The sequence below is a fragment of the Streptomyces sp. Ncost-T10-10d genome (assembly GCF_900091955.1).
GTDB lineage: Bacteria > Actinomycetota > Actinomycetes > Streptomycetales > Streptomycetaceae > Streptomyces.
Window position 1 is genome coordinate 1 of record NZ_FMDF01000224.1, and the last position, 20617, is coordinate 20617.

The window sequence follows — 20617 nt, forward strand, 5'->3', positions numbered from 1 at the left end:
CTGCCCGCCGTCCGGCTGCCCGCCGTCCGGCTGCCCGCCGTCCGGCTGCCCGCCGTCCGGCTGCCCGCCGTCCGGCGCTCCCGGTCCTCCCGGTCAGCCGGCGTCGGGGACCAGCCGGGCCGGACCCTGTACGAGCTCGCCCTCAAGCTTCTTCTGCAGGTTCAGGTCCTGTGGGGTCAGCTTCTGCGGGCCCCCTCGTGGCGGCACCCCGCCGACCTGCTGAGCGGGCGACTCCGGGGTTTCGTACCGGGTCGGAGCCGTCGCCAGGGTGAACAGCGTCAGAGCGACGAGCAGCACCGTGAAGGAGACGGCCGCTCTGGTCCACACCTGGGCCCTGCGCTCGGTGTCCGTACGGATCGCGTCGGGCGGGGGGAGCGAGGCGGGGGGCTGAGCCCGGCCGAGTGCGCCGAGCTGTTGACGCAGGAGCGCGGACCGCTCGGTGGGGGACGACGGCTCCGCCGGCTCGGGCAGCCGCTCGGCGACCGCGGCACGTGCGTTCATCAGCCTGCTCGCCGTCGCGGGGGTGCTGGCCTCCGTCTCCGCCGCGGTCTCCGGAAGATCCAGGCCGACACCGTCGTACAGCAGCAGGGTGCGGCGGTACGACGGCGGCAGGTCGAGCAGCGCGTCGAGCAGTGCGCGCGCACCGGGTTCGGCGGGCGGCGGGTCGAGGGGGCGGTGGCTGCGGCGCAGCCGGTGCCAGGGCGACAACGCGTACTCGTACGCGGCGGCCCGCACCCAGCCTGCGGGATCACGGTCCACCGCGACCTCCGGCCAGTGCTCCCAGGCCCGCGCGAAGGCCCGCGCGACGGATTCCTGGGAGAGGTTCCGACGCCCGGTCAGCAGAAACGTCTGGCGGAAAAGGGCGGCGGCGCAGCTCTTGTACAAGGCGTCGAACGCCTTGGCCGGCGCTTCAGATGCTTCAGGCATTTCAGGCGTTTCAGGTGCTTCAGGCGCGGCACGGGTGGCGGACGGGCTGCCCATGGCAGATGTGCCGGATGCGCCGTACTTGTCCGGCAGTTCGGGGGTGGTGCCCGGCTCGGTCGGGGCCATGGCGGCGCTCCCAGTGGCTTCGACGGGGGTCGGTGGACGGGACAGCGGTTGTTTCGTGGAGGTCACCGGCTCGGACGGCCTCGCGACCGTCGTCGGTGTCGCCGGGCGGGCCGCCCGTTCGGCGGCGGCCTTCGGCCGGGTGTCCGGGGCGGTGGACTTGGTCCGGGTGGCGCCCGCCACCGTCGCGACCTGCTCTTCACTCAGCGGCTTCGCCTCACGCAGCCTGCGTCGCTCCTTGGGGGAGGGGAGCGGATGGGCAGCGGCCGCATCGGACGAGCTCTCTGTCATGAAGGACCCCTCGGGGGCCCACACTGGGTGAAAAAGTACATAAACGTATATTGAGCGACACGGCGGTTGTTCGCCTGTTACACGGAATAAGCGCGTGTCGTTGGGAGCATCGCCGTGTGACCCAAGTGACCGAACGCAGCCCGTCGTTGCCGGCAGAGCAGGGCCGGTCCGCCGTTCCGGCCTTCGCCTTCCTGCGCGGTGCGCTGGCGGCCGGGCTGGGGCTGGGCGCACTCGCCGTGCTCGTCATGACGCTGTGGATCAGCTCCCCGACTGCGGACAACGGCCCCGGCGGGGCCCTCCATACGGCGGCCGCGCTCTGGCTGCTCGCCCACGGTGCGGAGCTGATCAGAACCGACACGCTCGGCGGAGCCCCCGCCCCGGTCGGCCTCGTCCCGTTACTGCTCGCTGTGATGCCGGTGTGGCTGGTACACCGTGCGGCCCGGGATGCCCTGGAGTCCGCCGAGGGGCGCCCGGCGCCCTCGGCCGCGGGCACGTTCGCCATGGTCAGCGGCGGATATCTGCTGGTCGGAGCCGCTGTCACGTTCTATGCGCGGAGTGGTTCGCTGTCCGTGTCCGCACCGTCGTTGTTCTTCCCCTCGGCCGTTGTGGTGATGGGCGCGGCGGCTGCCGGGGTCTGGACGGCATCGGGGCGCCCGATCGCGCCGCCGTCCTGGGCGCCGGTGCGCCTGCACGAGAAGCTGGCGCGTACGCGGTTCAGCGAGCGCGCGGAGGCGGTGTGCCGGTCGGCCGCGGCCGGGGTGGCGGTGCTGCTCGGTGGCGGGGCGCTGCTCGTCGCGGTGGCGCTGGTGTGGCATGCACAGGCGGCTCAGCAGTCGTTCGTCCAGCTCTCGGGCGACTGGGAGGGTGGGGTCCCGGTACTGCTGCTCGCGTTGGTGCTGGTGCCGAATGCGGCGGTGTGGGGTGCCGCGTACGGACTCGGGCCGGGCTTTGCGCTCGGTACGGCGTCCACGGTGACCCCGCTCGCCTTCTCGGGGCGCCCGGCACTGCCCGTCTTCCCGTTGCTTGCCGCGGTGCCGGCCCAGGGGCCGGGGACGGTCCTGAACTGGGCGGCCGGGGCGGTGCCGGTCGTTGCCGGGGTGACGGTCGCCTGGTTCACGGTACGGCGGGCCGCGCCCGCCCATGCCGGGCGGGAGGAGGCGTGGAGCCTGTGGGGGACCGCGCTGACGGCCGGCCTGGGAGCGGTCGGGTGCGGGGTCGGCACGGCGGCGCTGGCCGCGGCCGCGGGGGGACCGCTCGGCATCGGGGCTCTGGCGGAGTTCGGCCCGGTGTGGTGGCTGACGGGTGCGGCGGCCCTGGCATGGACGGCACTGCTCGGCGTCCCCGTGGCGCTGCTGCTCCGGGCCTGGCGGCTACGGGGCGGCGACGGGTGGCGGGCGCGACGAGTGGCGCAGGAGACGGCAGCGGCGAAGTGCGCGCCGGAAGCTCAGGTGCTTGCGAAGAGTCCCGGGCAGGTGCCCCAGGAGTCGGACGACGGCGGCCGGCGGTGGTGGAAGCGGTCCGGGCGCCGGGACGAGGACGAGGACGAGGTGGCCGAGGCGGTGCCCGGACCGGGACCCGTACACGTACCCGTCCGCGCTTCGGGCGTACCCGCTGCGGCGGCTTTCCCCGCAACCGGCGGCGCCGCGTCGGCGGCCGCGGCGGACGAGAGGAGCGACGACTCCGCGCCGTACGACTTCCTGCCGACCGGCCCCTGGCACGAACGGACGGCCCTGCCGGGGGAGGCTGGGCCGTCCGTGGATCCGTAGATCCGTGACGTGTCAGTTCTTGACGCCGAAGAACGGCTCCAGCGGCTTCGGCAGCAGGTCGTTGCAGGCCAGCTGACCGGACTTGGTCAGGGCGTCGTTCACGCAGGTGTAGTAGTCGCGGTAGACGAGCTGCACCGTGAACGTCGTCGCGACGATCGAGAGTGCGAGCAGCGCCGTCACCAGGCCGCTGACCGCAGCCGTGGTCTGCTGCCTCCCGTAGCCAGGAGCGGCGGGGGCGCCGGGCGCGGACGCCGGAACGCGCCCGGAACCGGAACCCTGGAGGGGGCCGGCGGCCGGCGTACCGGACGTTGCGGCCGTGCCGGGTGCTCCGGCGGCGCCGGGCGCGGACCCGCCGTTCGGCTTCGCCCGGAGCGAGCTGATCGACCAGTACACGGCGAGTGCGCCGAGCAGCAGGGCGATCTCCGGGAAGTCGAAGAGTGCGAAGAAGAAGGCCCACATGCCGCAGAGCAGTGCGTAGCGTGCGCGGCGCTGGGCGGGGTCGGTCGGATCCCAGCGCAGTCCGCCGGGGCTGCCCCCGGGGCCGCCCTGGCCGTTCGGCCCGCCCTGGCCCCCGGGGCGGCCGCCGAAGCCACCGCTCTGCCGACCGGGCTGTTGGCTGCTCCACTGGCTGCCCCAGACCGGCCGGTCGTCGGAGGAGCCGCCCTCGGGCGACCCGTCGTCGTTGCCCCGGCCCCCGTTCCCCTGGTTGTTCCCGTTGCCGTTTCCGGCGTTCGACGGGTGGCGGGGCTGCCAGGGCTGGTCGGGACGGTCCTCGGGCGGTGCGGCGAACGGGTTGTCGCCCGCGGGGCCGGAAGACCCCGACGGACCGGAGGAGCCGGAAGAGGGCGAAGGACCCGCGGGGGACTGGCGCTCCCGCAGCATCAGTGGGGTCCGCTCGGGCAGCGGGTGGCGGAAGGCGGTGCGGCGGCGTCGGTCCGGCATATGGTGAACGTCTTCCCCATCTCGTCATTTCCGCCCTGTGGACGGTTCCCTGTCCCCTGACGCTACCTCCCGGCCAGGAGAGGCCGAAAGCGGGGAGCGCGGCGCAGGTGGCCGATACCTGTCACCCGGGCCCTCTCGTGCTTCGCTGCGGCCGACCCGCAGTCGACCTGCGGCCTCTCACCCCCGTCCCGTGGGGGTCTCCCGAGGTGCCGGTATCGTTGCTGGCGGTCGGCTCGTTCGTAGAGTTCCCCGTATCGAGGGGCGCGATTCTTTCGTACGACCATACAAATCAGCGTTGCTCTGCTTCACCACGCGAGAAAGGGCCCAGCCGTGGCCTCCCCGCCCCCCTCCGCCGCACCGGCCCGTCTGGTCGTGCTGGTCTCCGGCTCCGGCACGAACCTCCAAGCCCTGCTCGACGCCATCGGTGACGACCCCGAGGGCTTCGGCGCGCAGGTCGTCGCGGTCGGCGCCGACCGCTCCGGCATCGTCGGCCTGGAGCGGGCGGAGCGCGCCGGACTGCCGACCTTCGTGTGCAGGGTCAAGGACCACGCCACCCGCGAGGAGTGGGACGCGGCACTCGCGGCCGCTACGGCCGAGCACCGCCCGGACCTCGTGGTGTCCGCGGGATTCATGAAGATCGTGGGCAAGAAGTTCCTCGCCCGGTTCGGCGGCCGGTTCATCAACACCCACCCCGCCCTGCTCCCCAGCTTTCCCGGTGCCCATGGGGTGCGTGACGCGCTCGCGTACGGCGTGAAGGTCACCGGGTGCACCGTCCACTTCGTCGACGACGGCGTCGACACCGGTCCGATCATCGCGCAGGGCGTGGTCGAGGTGGCCGAAGAGGACACGGCGGAGGGCGAAGCCGCTCTCCATGAACGCATCAAGGAAGTCGAGCGCAAGCTGCTCGTCGAGGCCGTGGGGCGGCTCGCCCGTGACGGCTATCGCATTGAGGGACGAAAGGTTCATCTCGGTCATGTCGGTGAATAAGCCCATCCGCCGCGCCCTGGTCAGTGTCTACGACAAGACGGGGCTCGAAGACCTCGCCCGCGGTCTGCACGAGGCGGGTGTCGAGCTGGTCTCCACCGGCTCCACCGCCGGGAGGATCGCTGCTGCCGGGGTGCCGGTCACCAAGGTCGAGGAGCTCACCGGCTTCCCCGAGTGCCTCGACGGCCGCGTCAAGACGCTGCACCCGCGCGTCCACGCCGGCATCCTCGCGGACCTGCGCCTGGACGCCCACCGCGAGCAGCTCGCCGAGCTGGGTGTGGAGCCTTTCGACCTGGTGGTCGTCAACCTGTACCCGTTCAAGGAGACCGTCGCCTCCGGCGCGTCCGCCGACGAGTGCGTGGAGCAGATCGACATCGGCGGCCCGTCCATGGTCCGCGCCGCCGCCAAGAACCACCCGTCCGTGGCCGTCGTCACCAGCCCCGAGCGGTACGCCGACGTCCTCGCCGCGGTCAAGGCGGGCGGCTTCGACCTGACCGCCCGCAAGCGCCTGGCCGCCGAGGCGTTCCAGCACACCGCCGCGTACGACGTGGCCGTCGCCTCCTGGTTCGCGGACGAGTACGCCGCCGCCGACGACTCGGGCTTTCCCGACTTCTTCGGTGCGACGTACGAGCGCAAGAACGTCCTGCGATACGGCGAGAACCCGCACCAGCCCGCCGCGCTCTACACCTCCGGCACCGGTGGCCTGGCCGAGGCGGAGCAGCTGCACGGCAAGGAGATGTCGTACAACAACTACACCGACACGGACGCCGCGCGCCGGGCCGCGTACGACCACGCCGAGCCGTGCGTCGCGATCATCAAGCACGCCAACCCGTGCGGCATCGCGATCGCCGACGATGTCGCCGAGGCGCACCGAAACGCGCACGCCTGCGACCCGCTGTCGGCCTTCGGCGGGGTCATCGCCGTCAACCGTCCGGTGACCGTCGCCATGGCCGAGCAGGTCGCGGAGATCTTCACTGAGGTCATCGTCGCCCCGGCGTACGAGGACGGCGCGGTCGAGATCCTCGCCCGCAAGAAGAACATCCGCGTGCTGCGCTGCCCCGACGCCCCGACGTCCACGGTCGAGGTCAAGCCGATCGACGGCGGCGCGCTGCTCCAGGTCACCGACCGTCTCCAGGCCGACGGCGACGACCCGGCCAACTGGACCCTCGCCACCGGCGAGGCGCTCTCCGAGGACGAGCTCGCCGAGCTCGCCTTCGCGTGGAAGGCGTGTCGCGCGGTCAAGTCCAACGCGATCCTGCTCGCCAAGGGCGGCGCCTCGGTCGGCGTCGGCATGGGCCAGGTCAACCGGGTCGACTCCGCGAAGCTGGCCGTCGAGCGTGCGGGCGAGGAGCGGGCCCGGGGCGCGTACGCCGCGTCCGACGCGTTCTTCCCGTTCCCGGACGGGCTGGAGATCCTGACCGCGGCCGGAATCAAGGCCGTGGCCCAGCCGGGCGGTTCGGTCCGTGACGAGCTGGTCGTCGAGGCCGCGAGGAAGGCGGGCGTGACGATGTACTTCACGGGTACGCGGCACTTCTTCCACTGACGGTTCCCCAGCGCGAAGGGCCGGAACTCCGCGAGGAGTTCCGGCCCTTCGTGTCGTGTGCCGTGCGGGTTACTTCTTGATCACCAGGGTGCCGGCGGCACGGTCGTGCCAGCCCTGCAGCTTCCCGGAGTTGTCGAAGAACGGCGAGAGGTAGACGAGGATGGCGCCGATGTAGCAGAGGAAGACGCCGACGATCGGGATGATCCAGCGGATGAACCCGCCACCGAGGCCCGGGTTCAGGCCGGTGTTTTCCTTGACGACCTTCAGGCCGAGGGCCATCTTGCCGAGGGTCGCGCCGAGCAGCGAGATCATCAGCCACTCGTAGAGCAGCGTGATCAGACCGAAGATGGCAATCGCGCCGAGCATGGTGGCGAGGATGCCGGCGCTCGCGTCGTTGACGCAGGACTGGTAGCCGGGGTCCAGGGAGCTACCGCAGTCGTCGGCGCTCTTCGCGATGCCCATCGCGCCGGCCAGGCCGATCGCGCTGAGGATGGTGTAGAGCACGCCGATGATCGCTGCGTCGATGCAGCGTGCACCGAGACGGCGGCCCATCGAGGCGACCTGGACGGTACCCAGGACCGGGACGTTTATGTACCCGTTGTTGGCCTGGAGCGTGCCGGGCGCCTGCTGCGGGTAGCCGTAGCCGGGCTGACCCTGCGGCGCCTGACCGGGCTGCTGCGGGTAGCCGTAGCCGGGCTGGCCCTGCGGCGGCTGGCCGGGCTGCTGGCCGTACGGATTGTTCGGGTTCGGGTTCGGGTCGCCAAAGCTCATCTGGGCGTTCCTCCAACGTGCATGCGGGGACGAATGCGGCCGCACGGAGGCAAGAAAAGGCCAGTGGTCCGCCCCCCGGTACTTCTGCGGCACTGCGGCCTTCATCGTTATAAGCGGAGCATAAGTTTGTCCAGTCGCTGGTGGTGGATGTTGCTCAAGTGCAACATCGTGTCCACCCCCGGCACCCGGAATTGGTATGCGGGCGGGGTCATCCGCGAGTATGGGGACATGACTGCCCAGATTCTCGATGGCAAGGCCACCGCAGCCGCGATCAAGTCCGATCTCACCGTCCGCGTGGCGGCCCTCAAGGCGCAGGGCATCACCCCTGGCCTGGGAACCCTGCTCGTCGGGGACGACCCGGGCAGCCGGTGGTACGTGAACGGCAAGCACCGTGACTGCGCGCAGGTCGGCATCGGCTCCATCCAGCGCGAACTCCCCGACACCGCCACCCAGGAGGAGATCGAGGACGTCGTACGGGAGCTCAACGCCAACCCCGAGTGCACGGGGTACATCGTGCAGCTTCCCCTGCCCAAGGGGATCGACACCAACCGCGTCCTGGAACTGATGGATCCGGCCAAGGACGCCGACGGCCTCCACCCGATGAACCTCGGCCGACTCGTGCTGAACGAGACGGGCCCGCTGCCCTGCACCCCGCAGGGCGTCGTCCAGCTGCTCCGCCACCACGACGTGGAGATCAACGGGGCGCACGTCGTGGTCGTCGGCCGCGGTGTCACCATCGGCCGCTCGATCCCGCTGCTGCTGACCCGTAAGTCCGAGAACGCCACCGTCACCCAGTGCCACACCGGCACGCGTGACCTCTCCGCCCAGCTCAAGCAGGCCGACATCATCGTCGCCGCCGCCGGAGTGCCGCACATCATCAAGCCCGAGGACGTGAAGCCGGGCGCGGCCGTGCTCGACGTCGGCGTCAGCCGGGACGAGAACGGCAAGATCGTCGGGGACGTGCACCCGGGCGTGGCCGAGGTCGCCGCCTGGATCTCCCCGAACCCGGGCGGTGTCGGCCCGATGACCCGCGCCCAGCTGCTCGTCAACGTGGTCGAGGCGGCCGAGCGCAACGCAGCCGACGCCGTCTGAGCCGGCTGACCCGATCCGGAAGGAACCCCATGGGTGCTGGTACGAGTCCGGCCGACCCGGCCGCCGAGGCGGACCGGACGTCTCCGGTGCCGCCGGACGCGGACGTGCCCGGTGCGGGCGCGGCGGATGAGGCTGCGCCGGATCGGGCTGCGACCCGTGAGGGTGCCGCTTCGGAAGGTGCTGCTCGTGAGGGGGCGGTCGTCCGGGCGGATGCCGACCGCGGTGCCGACGCCGACGAGGACTCCGGCGGCGCGGCCAGGGACGAGGACATCCGCCCGGAGGCTGCTGCCGTCGCCGGTTCCGGCAGCGGCGCACCGCACAGCGGTCCGCGCCCGTCGCGGAGGTTCCCGTCGTTCACCCGGGACACCGCGCGCCCCGAGGGCGGTGGCCGTGCCGCGTCCGGGGACGCGCCCGCCCCGGCCCGGCAGTGGCCGCTGCTCGCCGTGCTCTGCACGGCCGGGATCGGGTTGCTGATCGTGGCCGTCGCCCCCTTCGCAGAGGCCTTCAGGATCGGCACGATGCTGATCGGCGTGGCCCTCATCGGCGGTGCCGTGCTGCGGGTCGTGCTCCCGTCGGTGGGCATGCTGGCGGTCCGTTCCCGCTTCACCGACCTGGTGACGTACGGGCTGCTCGGCTTCCTCATCGTGATGCTCGCGCTGGTGGCGCAGCCCAAGCCGTGGCTGGACATTCCGTTCCTGGAGGACGCGGTCCACTTCACGATCCGCTGAGGCCGTCCGTACGGCTACAGCTGTGGCGCGCGGCCTGAGGACGGTGTCCGTCCCCTCCCCCGAGAAGGGACGGACACCCGAGGGCGGAGGCAGCGACCGGAACGCAGGCGCTCCGGAACATGGTGACTTGAGCGGCCTGCCCCGTCCTGGCTTCAGCCTTGTGGACGGCGAAGACGGCTACAAGGGAACCCTGTGGCCTGTGGCACGGAAGTGACCATTCCGCCACGGTGTGATCGCCCCGCAACGTGTTCGGTACGCATCGGTGTGTTCGGTACGCATCGGTGATGCAGGGGGCGTGCGCGGGTGCGCCCCGAGTCCCGAACACCCCTGTGCGCCCCGCCCGCTGGAACTGTCGTCCTGCCTTCGTGCGTACTCCTGGGTAGTCCGGAGCGGAAGAAGAACCGGATCCGGGCAAGGGGAAGCAATGCCTCGTTGGAAGGCGCTGTCGGATGAACTCGACCCACAGGTGAGGGAGTTCGCCGGCCAGCTGCGCAGGCTCGTCGACCGCAGAGGGCTGAGCATCGCCGCGGTGGCCGACCGCACGGGCTACAGCAAGACGTCGTGGGAGCGCTATCTGAGCGGGCGTCTGCTCGCGCCCAGAGGGGCGATCGTCGCTCTTGCCGAGGCGACGGGTACCAGCCAGGTGCATCTGACGACCATGTGGGAGCTGGCGGAGCGGGCATGGAGCCGTTCCGAGATGGGTCAGGACATGGCGACGGAGCCCCTCCGGATCTCCCGGGCGCGTGTGTCGCTCCCGCTGGTCCCGCAGCAGCCGCCGCACCGGACCGGGGGCGGGGAAGCGGACCGCTGCGGTGGCAGCCGCAGGCGACTGGCCGTGCTCCTCGCGGGGGCGGTCGGTGTGCTGCTCGTACTGGCCGGGGCGGTGCTGCTGGCCGGAGCGGGGCGGTGACGACGATGACGAGAGGGCCCACCACCGAGCGCCCGCCTCCCGGGTGAGCGGATACGGCCGGGTGAGCGCTGTGTGACGGGTTGTGTGCGGTGCCACAGGGGGCCGGGCGGTCGGGGGGTTCCGGGTCGGATAGCCTGATCGCTGGATATCTCTTCACATCAAGATTCAGGGATGTCCAGCACCAGGGGCAGGGACCCCCACCGCCAGCTGTCTAACGGAGATCGCCATGACCCGCACTCCCGTGAATGTCACCGTGACCGGCGCAGCCGGCCAGATCGGCTACGCGCTGCTCTTCCGCATCGCCTCCGGCCACCTGCTCGGCCCCGACGTGCCGGTCAACCTGCGCCTCCTGGAGATCCCGCAGGGGCTGAAGGCGGCCGAGGGCACCGCGATGGAGCTCGACGACTGCGCCTTCCCGCTGCTGCGCAACATCGAGATCACCGACGACGCCAATGTCGGCTTCGCCGGTGCCAACGTCGCCCTCCTGGTCGGTGCCCGCCCGCGCACGAAGGGCATGGAGCGCGGCGACCTGCTCTCCGCCAACGGCGGCATCTTCAAGCCGCAGGGCAAGGCCATCAACGACAACGCCGCGGACGACATCAAGGTCCTCGTCGTCGGCAACCCGGCCAACACCAACGCGCTCATCGCGCAGGCCGCCGCCCCGGACGTACCGGCCGAGCGCTTCACCGCGATGACCCGCCTCGACCACAACCGCGCGATCTCGCAGCTGGCCGCCAAGACCGGTGCCGCCGTCTCCGACATCAAGAAGCTGACGATCTGGGGCAACCACTCGGCGACCCAGTACCCGGACGTCTTCCACGCGGAGATCGCCGGCAAGAACGCCGCCGAGCTCGTCAACGACGAGGCGTGGCTGGCCGACACCTTCATCCCGACCGTCGCCAAGCGCGGCGCCGCGATCATCGAGGCCCGTGGCGCGTCCTCGGCCGCCTCGGCCGCCAACGCCGCCATCGACCACATCCACACCTGGGTCAACGGCACCGCCGCCGGCGACTGGACCTCCATGGGTATCCCGTCGGACGGCTCCTACGGCGTGCCCGAGGGCATCATCTCGTCCTTCCCGGTCACTACGAAGGACGGCAAGTACGAGATCGTCCAGGGCCTGGACATCAACGAGTTCTCCCGTACGCGCATCGACGCGTCGGTGCAGGAGCTCATCGAGGAGCGCGACGCGGTTCGCGAGCTCGGCCTGATCTGATCCGTACGCCCTCCGAGGCGTGCACCACCGCCCCCGGCAGCAGCTGCTGCCGGGGGCGGTGGTGTCGGTACGTGGCCGTGCGTAAGACCAGGACTCGTCCCGGCAGAGCGCACAACCCCCACCCATCGGTGGGGAGGAACCAGGAACCCGACTCAAGGCGCACCGCACATACGGACGCCAGGGAGAGAATCCCCCACACCCATGTGGGGGAGGAGGTCAAAAGGACGCCTTCTTCGAGAGCGCTCGAGGGCGCGTATGCGCTCTCTGGCCGGACCTGCTGGAACGGACCCTGGCGGCCTTCGGCGGCAGACAGGCGTGATCGTGCCCGGCCCCGGGGCGCCTACCCCTTCCGCAGTTCGTCCGCGATCTCGCGTACGGCTGCCATGGCCCGGCGCTGCAGCCCGGGGCCGAAAGTGATCCGGCCGGCGCCCAGTTCCCCCAGCCGGCGCGGGGGCGGGCCGTCCGGCCGGGCGAGGGCGTTGAGCGGGGCCGGGACGGCGGCGGCCAGCCGGGGCAGGGCCTCGGGCGGGGCCGCGATCGGGTAGATGCAGTCCGCGCCCGCCGCCACGTACAGCAGGGCGCGGCGAACCGTCTCCGCCTCCTGGTCCGTGCCGTCGGGGACGCCGTGGATGTAGGTGTCGACGCGGGCGTTGACGAAGAGCCGGTCACCCGCGACCGCCCGTACCTCCGCCAGCCGGTCCGCCTGCCGCTGGGCATCGACGAGGGTGCCGTCGGCCGAGTCCTCCAGATTGCAGCCGACGGCTCCGGTGCCGAGGAGGCGTTCCACGAGCTCCTCCGGCGCCAGTCCGTAACCCGCCTCGATGTCCGCCGAGACGGGGACGGTGGCCGGGACGGCCCGCACGATCCTGGCCACGGCCGCGAACATCTCGGCGGCGGGCGTCGCCCCGTCCTCGTAACCGAGCGAGGCCGCGATCCCGGCACTGGGTGTGGCGAGCGCAGGGAAGCCCGCATCGGCGAAGACGCGGGCGCTCGCCGCGTCCCACGGGCCGGGGAGGACCAGCGGATCGCCGGGGGCGCGGTCGTGGTGCAGAGCGCGGAGGACGGATGCGGTCATCACGGAGCTCCCGGGGGTGTTCCGACGCAAGGGCGGGCGGGGTGCGGGGCGTGCCGGGTCAGTGCTTGATGTCGCCCGGCGTGTAGTGACCGGGGACCATGCGGGTGGTCACGGCGAACCGGTTCCAGGCGTTGATCGTCGTGATCGCGGCGATGAGGTGGGCGAGCTCGGTCTCGTCGAAGTGCTTGGCGGCTTTCTCCCACACCTCGTCCGGAACGAAACCGTCGGTCAGTACGGTCACCGCCTCGGTCAGCTCGATGGCCGCGATCTCCTTGGGCGTGTAGAAGTGCTGCGACTCCTCCCACGCGCTGAGCTGGACGATCCGCTCGATGGACTCGCCCGCCGCCAGTGCGTCCTTGGTGTGCATGTCGAGGCAGAACGCGCAGTGATTGAGCTGCGAGGAGCGGATCTTCACCAGCTCCCCGATGACCGGGTCGACGCCCTTGCGGGATGCCGCGTCCAGCCGGACCAGGGCCTTGTAGACATCGGGGGCGAGTGCGGCCCACTGCTGCATACGGGGGGTGTGCTCGGGGGTGAGTTCGGAGGTCGGGTGGCTGTGTTCGTTCGTCGTCATGGGTACGACATTACGGCGAGGATGGCGCAGCGGTATGGTCCATTTCCATGACGGATTCCTGGGCCACTTTCGGTGCCGACCTGCATCTGGAGACGGCGGGTGCGGCGGGGCTGCGGGCCGGGCTCATGGACGCTCTGCGCGAGGCCGTACGGACGGGGCGGCTGGCGCCCGGCACCCGGCTGCCGTCCTCCCGCAGCCTCGCCGTGGACCTCGGCATCGCCCGGAACACCGTCGCCGACGCGTACGCGGAGCTGGTCGCCGAGGGGTGGCTCACCGCCCGGCAGGGTTCGGGGACCAGGGTGGCGCGGCGGGCCGAGCCGCGCCGGACGGTCACCAGGGCGACCCGCTCCCGGCCGGTGCGCTCCCGGCCCGCCCACGACCTGCTGCCCGGGTCGCCCGACCTCTCGACGTTCCCGCGCGCCGACTGGCTCAAGGCGGCCCGCCGCGCCCTGACCACCGCACCCAACGACGCCTTCGGATACGGCGATCCGCGCGGGCGCATCGAGCTGCGCACCGTCCTCGCCGACTATCTGGCCCGCGCCCGCGGTGTGCACGCGGACCCGGAACGGATCGTGATCTGCGCCGGTTTCGTGCAGGCGCTGAAGCTGATGGGGACGGTGTTGCGCAAGCGGCGGGTGCGGGAGGTGGCCGTCGAGTCGTACGGACTGGACGTGCACTGGAAGCTGCTCGCGGACGCCGGGCTGCGCATGCCCTGTCTGACGGTCGACGGACTCGGGGCCAGGACCGGTGAGCTGGCCGGGCTGCGGGGCGTGGGCGCGGTCCTGATGACGCCCGCGCACCAGTTCCCGACGGGGGCGCCGCTCCATCCCGACCGGCGGGCCGCGGCGGTCGACTGGGCGCGCGGTACGGGCGGGCTGATCCTGGAGGACGACTACGACGGCGAGTTCCGTTACGACCGGCAGCCGGTCGGCGCGCTCCAGGGACTCGACCCGGAACGTGTCGTCCACCTGGGGACGACGAGCAAATCCCTGGCGCCGGGGCTGCGGCTGGGGTGGATGGTGCTGCCGGGGAGCCTGGTGGAGGAGGTGACCGAGGCGAAGGGGCTGAGCGACTGGTCGTCGAGCGCGCTGGAACAGTTGACGCTCGCGGAGTTCATCGAATCGGGTGCGTATGACCGCCATGTGCGTTCGATGCGGCTGCGCTACCGCCGCCGTCGTGACCAGCTCGTCGCGGTGCTGGCGCAGCGGGCGCCCGATGTCCGGATCAGCGGTATCGCCGCCGGACTGCACGCCGTGCTCGAACTCCCGGAGGGCAGCGAGCCCTCGGTGATGCGGGCGGCCGCGTGGCAGGGGCTCGCGCTGGAAGGGCTCTCGCGCTTCCGGCACCCGCAGGCGCCACCGGGCCGCGACGCGCTGGTCATCGGCTACGGGACACCGACCGACAGCGCCTGGGCGGGGACGCTGGAGGCCCTGCTGCGAGTGCTTTCATGAGCCGGGAACGCGAGACCGTCATCGGTTGAGCTGCCGGGCGTCAGCGGTCCGGAGCCCTGGGAAGTCCCCGCCGTCGGCGGAAGCCGCGAGCGGGGGCTACGGGAGATCCGCGACGGCAAAGGTCTCCCCGTCGCCGTACGGGAGCCGCACCCACAGGAAGGGACCGCCCGACGGGCGGGTCCACGACCAGGTCGGCAAGCGTGTCCGCAGGAGTTCGCTCATCAGGGCGAGACGTGCCGTCAGTTGCTCCCGTCGTACCGGTCAACCGCGTCGTTCCCGCCGGCGAACTTCTCGACCACGTAAGGGAATTGGTCGAGCGCGTCATACGCCACCCGGCCACCGCGGTGACGGCCTGCCTGAACGCCGTCACCCGCGGCATCAACCTGCCCATCGACGAGGCACTGGCCGGCGAAGCCGCCCGGTTCGCCACCACCCTTCCCGCCCAGTGCGTCGCCGACGGCCTTGCCCGCTTCCTCAGCCGTCACTGATCCGGCCGGCCGGCCTGTCCGCCGGGGCCTCGCCGAACCGGGCCAGGGCCAACGCGCCCGCCACCGCCACCAGGAACCCGGCCACCGCCATCCAGACGAGACCCTCGCGGGTGCGGTCCCCGAGCCAGATGACGCCCACCAGCGCCGGGCCGATCGTCTCGCCCAGCACCATGCCGGCCGTCGCCGTCGTCACCGAACCGCGCTGCAGCGCCGATGTGAGCAGCAGGAACGCCGAACCGCCGCCCAGCAGCAGCGCGTACACGGCCGGATTGATGAGCAGCGCCGCCGGGGACACGTCGTCGATCAGCCGGACGGTGACCTCGACCACCCCGAAACCGCACCCCGCGCCGAGCCCCAGGACCAGAGCCCGGGGCCGTTCCGGGAGCCGTCCGGCCGCCGCGCCGATCAGCAGAATGCCGAGGGAGATCCCCAGCATCCACCAGGCCAACGCCGCCGGGCCGGTGCCGTGCCCTTCGCCGCCGGAGGCGAGGGCCAGCATCCCCAGGCCCGCGCAGACGACACCGACCGCGGTCCATTCGACGCCGCTCAGCCGCACCTTGAGGAGCCGGGCCGCGACTACGGCGGTCACGGCGAGGCTCGCGGCCAGGGCGGCGCCCACCGCGTAGATCGGCAGGGACCGCAGGGCGATGATCTGGAGGACGAAACCGCAGCCGTCGAGGGCGAGTCCGGCGAGGTAGCGCCACTGGCGCAGGGCGCGCAGCAGCAGCGCCGGATCGACTCCCGCGTCCGACCCCGGCTCGGCGGCGGCCCGCGAGGCGACGGCCTGGAAGACGGAGGCCGTACCGAAGCAGACGGCGGCGCCGAGCGCGCAGATCATCCCGAGAAGCACACAGGGACTCTACTGGGGACGTTCGGTCGACCGGCTTCCCGTCGCAATCGGCAGCCATTTAATCTGACGAGTGGCCACATTGGCTTGATTCGTACGACGGGGGAGACGGAAGCATGGCCATACGCAGGCTGAGGTCGAGCACGGTGGTGCTCGGCGGTATGGGGGTGCTCGCAGCGATGATCACCTCCTGCGGTTCGGAACCGGACAAGCGGTGCGTCGACCCGCTCACCCGGGACAAGCTGCCGAGTTACGAGTGCAAGAACGACAGCGGCAAGGGGTCGTACTACTACGGCGGCAGCAGCAAGAACGGCAAGGTGGAGGGCGGCAGCTTCAACAAGTCCGCAGTCGACCGCGGCGGCTTCGGCTGCTCGGGCACCGGCGGCGGCTGAACCGGTATGGAACGCCGCACCACGCAGCCGCGTCCCGGCTGGCAGCAGACGGTGGAGGGGCAGGGACTCGTCTATCCGCTCACCCGCTACCCGGACGGATCGCTGCGCCCGTACTGGGACGAGAGCGCCTACTACGTCTTCTCGCTGCCCGAGGTCGAGGCACTGGAGGACGTCGTCGAGGAACTGCACACGATGTGCCTGGCCGCGGCCGCGCACATCGTGGAACAGGACCGCTTCGCCGATCTCGGCATCACCGACCGCCGGCTGTCCGGACTCGTCGCCCAGTCCTGGCACCGGCGTGACGAACTGCCGTCCCTGTACGGCAGGTTCGACCTGCACTACGACGGAACCGGTCCGGCGAAGATGCTGGAGTACAACGCGGACACCCCCACCTCCCTGGTGGAGGCCGCAAGCGTCCAGTGGTTCTGGATGGAGGACCGTTTCCCGGGCGCCGACCAGTGGAACTCCCTGCACGAACGTCTCGTCGCGGCGTGGAAACGGCAGGCCGGTCTGCTGCCGCCCGGACCGCTGCACTTCGCGCACTCCGACGGGGACGAGCTGGGCGAGGACCTGATGACGGTCGCCTATCTGCGCGAGACCGCCGAACAGGCCGGCATCGACACGGAGGCGCTCTCGGTCGAACAGATCGGCTGGGACCGGCTTGCCGGGCGGTTCGTCGACGAGCGGCTCCGCTTCATCCGTAGCTGCTTCAAGCTGTACCCGTGGGAGTGGCTGGCGAGCGACCGGTTCGGGCCGCACGTGCTGGACACCCTCGACAACGGCGGCGGCACCGGCACCACCTGCTGGATCGAGCCCGCCTGGAAGATGCTCCTCTCCAACAAGGCGCTGCTGGCGATCCTCTGGGAGCTCTTTCCCGGCCACCCGAATCTGCTCCCGTCCTATCTCGACGGCCCCCGTGAACTCGCGGCGACGGGAACGGGGGCGGGCGATGGAGGTGGCCTCGGATACGTCGCCAAGCCGCTGCTCGGCCGCGAGGGGGCCGGGGTCACGATCCATGAGCCGGGAAGCCCCGCGGTGCTGCGGGACGAGCCGTGCTGCTATCAGGAACTGGCACCGCTGCCGGACTTCGACGGCAACCGCGTGGTGCTGGGGGCGTGGGTCGTCGAGGACGAGGCGGCCGGGCTCGGCATCCGCGAATCGGCAGGGCCGGTCACGGACGAGTACGCCCGCTTCCTGCCTCACGTGATCCTCTAGGAGGGTGCTTCGTCCGGATCATGCCGGGCTCGCGGGCCCTGGCCCGATCCGGACGAACGGCCCTGGAGCCTGCCCGGCGACCGACGACAGAACTCAGCCGCGCAGGACGCCGCGGAGCTGCTCGAGCCCCCAGTCCAGGTCCTCCTTGCTGATCACCAGCGGCGGGGCGATCCGGATCGTCGAGCCATGCGTGTCCTTGACCAGCACCCCCCGGTCCATCAGTTTCTCGGAGATCTCCCGGCCGGTGCCGTGGCTCGGGGCGATGTCGACGCCCGCCCACAGCCCGCGGCCCCGTACCGCCTCCACCGCGCCCCCGCCCACCATCAGTCCCAGCTCCTGGTGGAGGTGCTCGCCCAACTCGGTCGCCCGCTGCTGGAATTCTCCGGTACGGAGCATCGCGATGACCTCCAGCGCGACCGCACAGGCAAGGGGGTTCCCGCCGAACGTCGAACCGTGCTCGCCGGGCCGGTACACCCCGAGCACATCCTTCGACGAGACCACCGCCGACACCGGGACCACCCCGCCGCCCAGCGCCTTGCCGAGCACATACATGTCCGGCACGACACCCTCGTGCTCACAGGCGAAGGTCTTCCCGGTCCGGCCCAGGCCCGACTGGATCTCGTCCGCGATGAACAGCACATTCCGCTCACGGGTGAGTTCGCGCACCCGGGGGAGGTAGCCGGGCGGCGGCACCAGCACCCCGGCCTCGCCCTGGATCGGTTCCAGCAGCACCGCCACGGTGTTCTCGGTCATCGCCTCCGCGAGCGCGGTCAGATCCCCGTAGGGCACGATCTCGAACCCCGGCGTGTACGGACCGAAGTCCTCCCGTGCCTCCTGGTCCGTGGAGAAGCTGATGATCGTCGTCGTCCGGCCGTGGAAGTTGTTCGCGGCGACGATGATCTTCGCCATGCCGTCCGGGACGCCCTTCACCCGGTAGCCCCACTTGCGGGCGGTCTTGACCGCGGTCTCCACGGCCTCCGCCCCGGTGTTCATCGGCAGCACCGTTTCCATGCCGCACAACTCGGCGAGCTGCGCACAGAAATCGGCGAACCGGTCGTGGTAGAAGGCGCGCGAGGTGAGGGTCACCCGCTCCAGCTGTGCCTCGGCCGCGTCGAGCAGGCGCCGGTTGCCGTGGCCGAAGTTGAGCGCCGAATATCCGGCGAGCATGTCGAGGTAGCGTCGGCCCTCGACATCGGTCATCCAGGCTCCGTCCGCCGAAGCGACGACGACGGGCAGCGGATGGTAGTTGTGCGCGCTGTGCGCCTCGGCGGAGGCGATGGCAGTTTCCGTGGTCGACACGGGATCTCCGTTCGTCGTGCGGCGTGGGCGGGGGGTGGTGCCCACTTTGTATCGTCGGTCGCAACCCTGGCGAGGAAACCTTCAATTCACGGCGCGCCCGTCCGCGTCCTTCCACCGTCCCACCGGCCCGACTGTGTTCCTCGTCTCATTCGCGGCGGTGCGCGTTCTGTGCCGCACAGCTTCCGCACCGGCTGCCGGAGATCGCTTCCGTACCTGAGACAATGGGTTTCATGGCCTCTGAACGCCCCCGCGTGCTCTCCGGAATCCAGCCCACCGCAGGCTCGTTCCACCTCGGCAACTACCTCGGTGCGGTCCGCCAGTGGGTGGCGCTGCAGGAATCCCACGACGCCTTCTACATGGTCGTGGACCTGCATGCGATCACCATTCCGCAGGACCCCGCAGAGCTGCGCGCGAACACCAGGCTCGCCGTCGCCCAGCTCCTCGCCGCCGGTCTCGACCCGGAGCGCTGCACGCTCTTCGTCCAGAGCCATGTCCCCGAGCACGCCCAGCTCGGCTGGATCATGAACTGCCTCACCGGCTTCGGCGAGGCGTCCCGCATGACGCAGTTCAAGGACAAGTCCGCCAAGCAGGGGGCCGACCGCACCACGGTCGGTCTCTTCACGTACCCGATGCTGATGGTCGCCGACATCCTGCTGTACCAGGCCGACCAGGTCCCGGTCGGCGAGGACCAGCGCCAGCACCTGGAGCTGACCCGTAACCTCGCCGAGCGGTTCAACGGCAGCTACGGCGACACGTTCACCGTGCCGGACCCGTACATCCTCAAGGAGACGGCGAAGATCTACGACCTTCAGGACCCGTCGTCGAAGATGAGCAAGTCGGCGGCCACCCCGAAGGGGCTGATCAACCTCCTCGACGAGCCGAAGGCCACCGCCAAGAAGGTCAGGAGCGCGGTCACCGACACCGACACGGTCATCCGCTTCGACCGGGCCGAGAAGCCCGGGGTCAGCAACCTGCTGACCATCTACTCCACGCTGACCGAAACCGGTATCGCGGATCTGGAGCAGAAATACGAGGGCAAGGGCTACGGTGCGCTCAAGACCGACCTTGCCGAGGTCATGGTCGAGTTCGTCACACCGTTCCGTACCCGCACCCAGGAATACCTGGACGATCCGGAGACGCTGGACTCGATCCTGGCCAAGGGTGCGGAGAAGGCCCGCTCCGTCGCGGCCGAGACCCTGGCCCGGACGTACGACCGGATGGGCTTTCTGCCCGCGAAGCACTGAGTCCAAGGGCCCTGGCGGTTTCACGGCCGCAGGCGTCACACTGGCGACGGGAAGTTGATTCGGTGGATGGCTGAAAACAGGCCACCCACCATCGAGGATTGAGGAGAACGACGTGGGGACCGTAACGCTCGGCGTTTCGATCGCGGTCCCGGAGCCCTACGGCAGCCTGCTCCAGGAGCGGCGCGCGAGCTTCGGGGATCCTGCCGCGTACGGCATTCCCACCCACGTCACGCTCCTCCCGCCGACCGAGGCCGAGGCGGCCGACCTGCCCGCGATCGAGGCGCATCTCGCGCAGATCGCCACGGGCGGCCGCCCCTTTCCGATGCGGCTGGCGGGCACGGGGACCTTCCGTCCCCTCTCGCCGGTCGTCTTCGTCCAGGTCGTCGAGGGGGCCTCGGCCTGCTCATGGCTGCAGAAGCGGGTCAGGGACTCCTCCGGGCCGCTGGTGCGCGAGCTCCAGTTCCCGTACCACCCGCATGTGACCGTGGCGCACGACATCGCCGAGCAGGCGATGGACCGGGCGTACGAGGAGCTCTCCGACTACGAGGCCGCCTGGACCTGCGGTTCCTTCGCGTTGTACGAGCAGGGCCCGGACGGCGTCTGGCGCAAGATCAACGAGTTCCCGTTCGGTGCCGGGGACGGCACGCCCGCCGTGCCCGCGCAGGGCGGCTCCTCCGTGGACGAGCCCTCCCTGCAGCCCTGAGCGGGGCCCCGGCGGGGCCCTCTTCACGCCCTGAGCGCC

General features: G+C 71.1%; 20 protein-coding genes. 13 read left to right on the forward strand and 7 right to left on the reverse strand.

Annotation, left to right across the window (positions count from 1 at the left end):
* Positions 1-93: 93 nt before the first annotated feature.
* Positions 94-1338, reverse strand: coding sequence for a Cro/Cl family transcriptional regulator (locus GA0115254_RS39695; protein WP_093900116.1), 1245 nt, complete (start codon positions 1336-1338; stop codon positions 94-96).
* A gap of 125 nt (positions 1339-1463) precedes the next feature.
* Here GA0115254_RS39695 and GA0115254_RS39700 point away from each other — a divergent pair, with 125 nt between their 5' ends.
* Positions 1464-3104: a cell division protein PerM gene (locus GA0115254_RS39700; RefSeq protein WP_256103025.1), complete on the forward strand. Its 1641-nt coding sequence runs from the start codon at positions 1464-1466 to the stop codon at positions 3102-3104.
* Positions 3105-3116: 12 nt separating this feature from the next.
* On the opposite strand, the gene GA0115254_RS39705 is transcribed toward GA0115254_RS39700, so the two are convergent.
* Positions 3117-4046 carry a hypothetical protein gene (locus tag GA0115254_RS39705; RefSeq protein WP_093900117.1) on the reverse strand — a complete coding sequence of 310 codons (930 nt, stop codon included), beginning with the start codon at positions 4044-4046 and terminating at the stop codon, positions 3117-3119.
* A 330-nt stretch (positions 4047-4376) separates the two neighbouring features.
* Between GA0115254_RS39705 and purN the strand changes: the two genes are divergently transcribed.
* Both purN and purH read left to right on the forward strand, forming a co-directional pair.
* The gene (gene purN / locus GA0115254_RS39710; RefSeq protein WP_093900118.1) at positions 4377-5033 is read left to right on the forward strand and encodes a phosphoribosylglycinamide formyltransferase; all 657 of its coding nucleotides are present in this window, start codon (positions 4377-4379) and stop codon (positions 5031-5033) included.
* Positions 5020-6573: a bifunctional phosphoribosylaminoimidazolecarboxamide formyltransferase/IMP cyclohydrolase gene (gene purH / locus GA0115254_RS39715; protein WP_093900119.1), complete on the forward strand. Its 1554-nt coding sequence runs from the start codon at positions 5020-5022 to the stop codon at positions 6571-6573. The genes purN and purH overlap by 14 nt, the downstream gene beginning before the upstream one ends.
* 69 nt (positions 6574-6642) lie before the next feature.
* On the opposite strand, the gene GA0115254_RS39720 is transcribed toward purH, so the two are convergent.
* Positions 6643-7344 carry an RDD family protein gene (locus GA0115254_RS39720; RefSeq protein WP_093900120.1) on the reverse strand — a complete coding sequence of 234 codons (702 nt, stop codon included), beginning with the start codon at positions 7342-7344 and terminating at the stop codon, positions 6643-6645.
* A 228-nt stretch (positions 7345-7572) separates the two neighbouring features.
* Here GA0115254_RS39720 and GA0115254_RS39725 point away from each other — a divergent pair, with 228 nt between their 5' ends.
* The 4 genes from GA0115254_RS39725 to GA0115254_RS39740 all read left to right on the forward strand — a co-directional run bounded on the left by GA0115254_RS39725 (position 7573) and on the right by GA0115254_RS39740 (position 11290).
* Positions 7573-8436, forward strand: a complete 864-nt coding sequence (locus GA0115254_RS39725; RefSeq protein WP_093900214.1) for a bifunctional methylenetetrahydrofolate dehydrogenase/methenyltetrahydrofolate cyclohydrolase — start codon at positions 7573-7575, stop codon at positions 8434-8436.
* 29 nt (positions 8437-8465) lie between these two features.
* Positions 8466-9164, forward strand: a complete 699-nt coding sequence (locus GA0115254_RS39730; RefSeq protein ID WP_093900121.1) for a DUF3017 domain-containing protein — start codon at positions 8466-8468, stop codon at positions 9162-9164.
* A 424-nt stretch (positions 9165-9588) separates the two neighbouring features.
* On the forward strand, positions 9589-10074 hold the full coding sequence (locus tag GA0115254_RS39735) for a helix-turn-helix domain-containing protein (protein ID WP_370741023.1): 486 nt from the start codon (positions 9589-9591) through the stop codon (positions 10072-10074).
* A gap of 226 nt (positions 10075-10300) precedes the next feature.
* Positions 10301-11290 (forward strand): malate dehydrogenase, encoded by a 990-nt coding sequence (locus tag GA0115254_RS39740; protein WP_093900122.1) that lies wholly within the window; start codon positions 10301-10303, stop codon positions 11288-11290.
* A 340-nt stretch (positions 11291-11630) separates the two neighbouring features.
* On the opposite strand, the gene GA0115254_RS39745 is transcribed toward GA0115254_RS39740, so the two are convergent.
* Complete coding sequence (locus GA0115254_RS39745) at positions 11631-12365, reverse strand: isocitrate lyase/PEP mutase family protein (protein WP_093900123.1); 735 nt, start codon at positions 12363-12365, stop codon at positions 11631-11633.
* A 58-nt stretch (positions 12366-12423) separates the two neighbouring features.
* Positions 12424-12939 (reverse strand): carboxymuconolactone decarboxylase family protein, encoded by a 516-nt coding sequence (locus GA0115254_RS39750; RefSeq protein WP_093900124.1) that lies wholly within the window; start codon positions 12937-12939, stop codon positions 12424-12426.
* 47 nt (positions 12940-12986) lie between these two features.
* Here GA0115254_RS39750 and GA0115254_RS39755 point away from each other — a divergent pair, with 47 nt between their 5' ends.
* Positions 12987-14390 carry a MocR-like pyridoxine biosynthesis transcription factor PdxR gene (locus GA0115254_RS39755; protein ID WP_093900125.1) on the forward strand — a complete coding sequence of 468 codons (1404 nt, stop codon included), beginning with the start codon at positions 12987-12989 and terminating at the stop codon, positions 14388-14390.
* Positions 14391-14623: 233 nt separating this feature from the next.
* Positions 14624-14878 carry a Clp protease/crotonase-like domain-containing protein gene (locus GA0115254_RS39760; RefSeq protein ID WP_093900126.1) on the forward strand — a complete coding sequence of 85 codons (255 nt, stop codon included), beginning with the start codon at positions 14624-14626 and terminating at the stop codon, positions 14876-14878.
* Here GA0115254_RS39760 and GA0115254_RS39765 read toward each other — a convergent pair.
* Positions 14865-15716: a DMT family protein gene (locus GA0115254_RS39765; protein ID WP_093900127.1), complete on the reverse strand. Its 852-nt coding sequence runs from the start codon at positions 15714-15716 to the stop codon at positions 14865-14867. The two genes, GA0115254_RS39760 and GA0115254_RS39765, sit on opposite strands and share 14 nt — an antisense overlap.
* Before the next feature lie 125 nt (positions 15717-15841).
* On the opposite strand from GA0115254_RS39765, the gene GA0115254_RS39770 reads away from it, so the two are divergent.
* A complete protein-coding gene (locus GA0115254_RS39770) occupies positions 15842-16117 on the forward strand; it encodes a hypothetical protein (RefSeq protein WP_093900128.1) in 276 nt (91 codons plus the stop codon).
* 6 nt (positions 16118-16123) lie between these two features.
* Positions 16124-17332, forward strand: coding sequence for a glutathionylspermidine synthase family protein (locus tag GA0115254_RS39775; protein ID WP_093900129.1), 1209 nt, complete (start codon positions 16124-16126; stop codon positions 17330-17332).
* A 93-nt stretch (positions 17333-17425) separates the two neighbouring features.
* Here the strand turns inward: GA0115254_RS39775 and rocD are convergent, their stop codons facing one another.
* Complete coding sequence (gene rocD / locus GA0115254_RS39780; RefSeq protein WP_093900130.1) at positions 17426-18631, reverse strand: ornithine--oxo-acid transaminase; 1206 nt, start codon at positions 18629-18631, stop codon at positions 17426-17428.
* Positions 18632-18861: 230 nt separating this feature from the next.
* On the opposite strand from rocD, the gene trpS reads away from it, so the two are divergent.
* Both trpS and GA0115254_RS39790 read left to right on the forward strand, forming a co-directional pair.
* A complete protein-coding gene (gene trpS / locus GA0115254_RS39785) occupies positions 18862-19875 on the forward strand; it encodes a tryptophan--tRNA ligase (protein ID WP_093900215.1) in 1014 nt (337 codons plus the stop codon).
* A 112-nt stretch (positions 19876-19987) separates the two neighbouring features.
* On the forward strand, positions 19988-20578 hold the full coding sequence (locus GA0115254_RS39790; protein WP_093900131.1) for a 2'-5' RNA ligase family protein: 591 nt from the start codon (positions 19988-19990) through the stop codon (positions 20576-20578).
* The last annotated feature ends 39 nt before the right edge of the window (positions 20579-20617 follow it).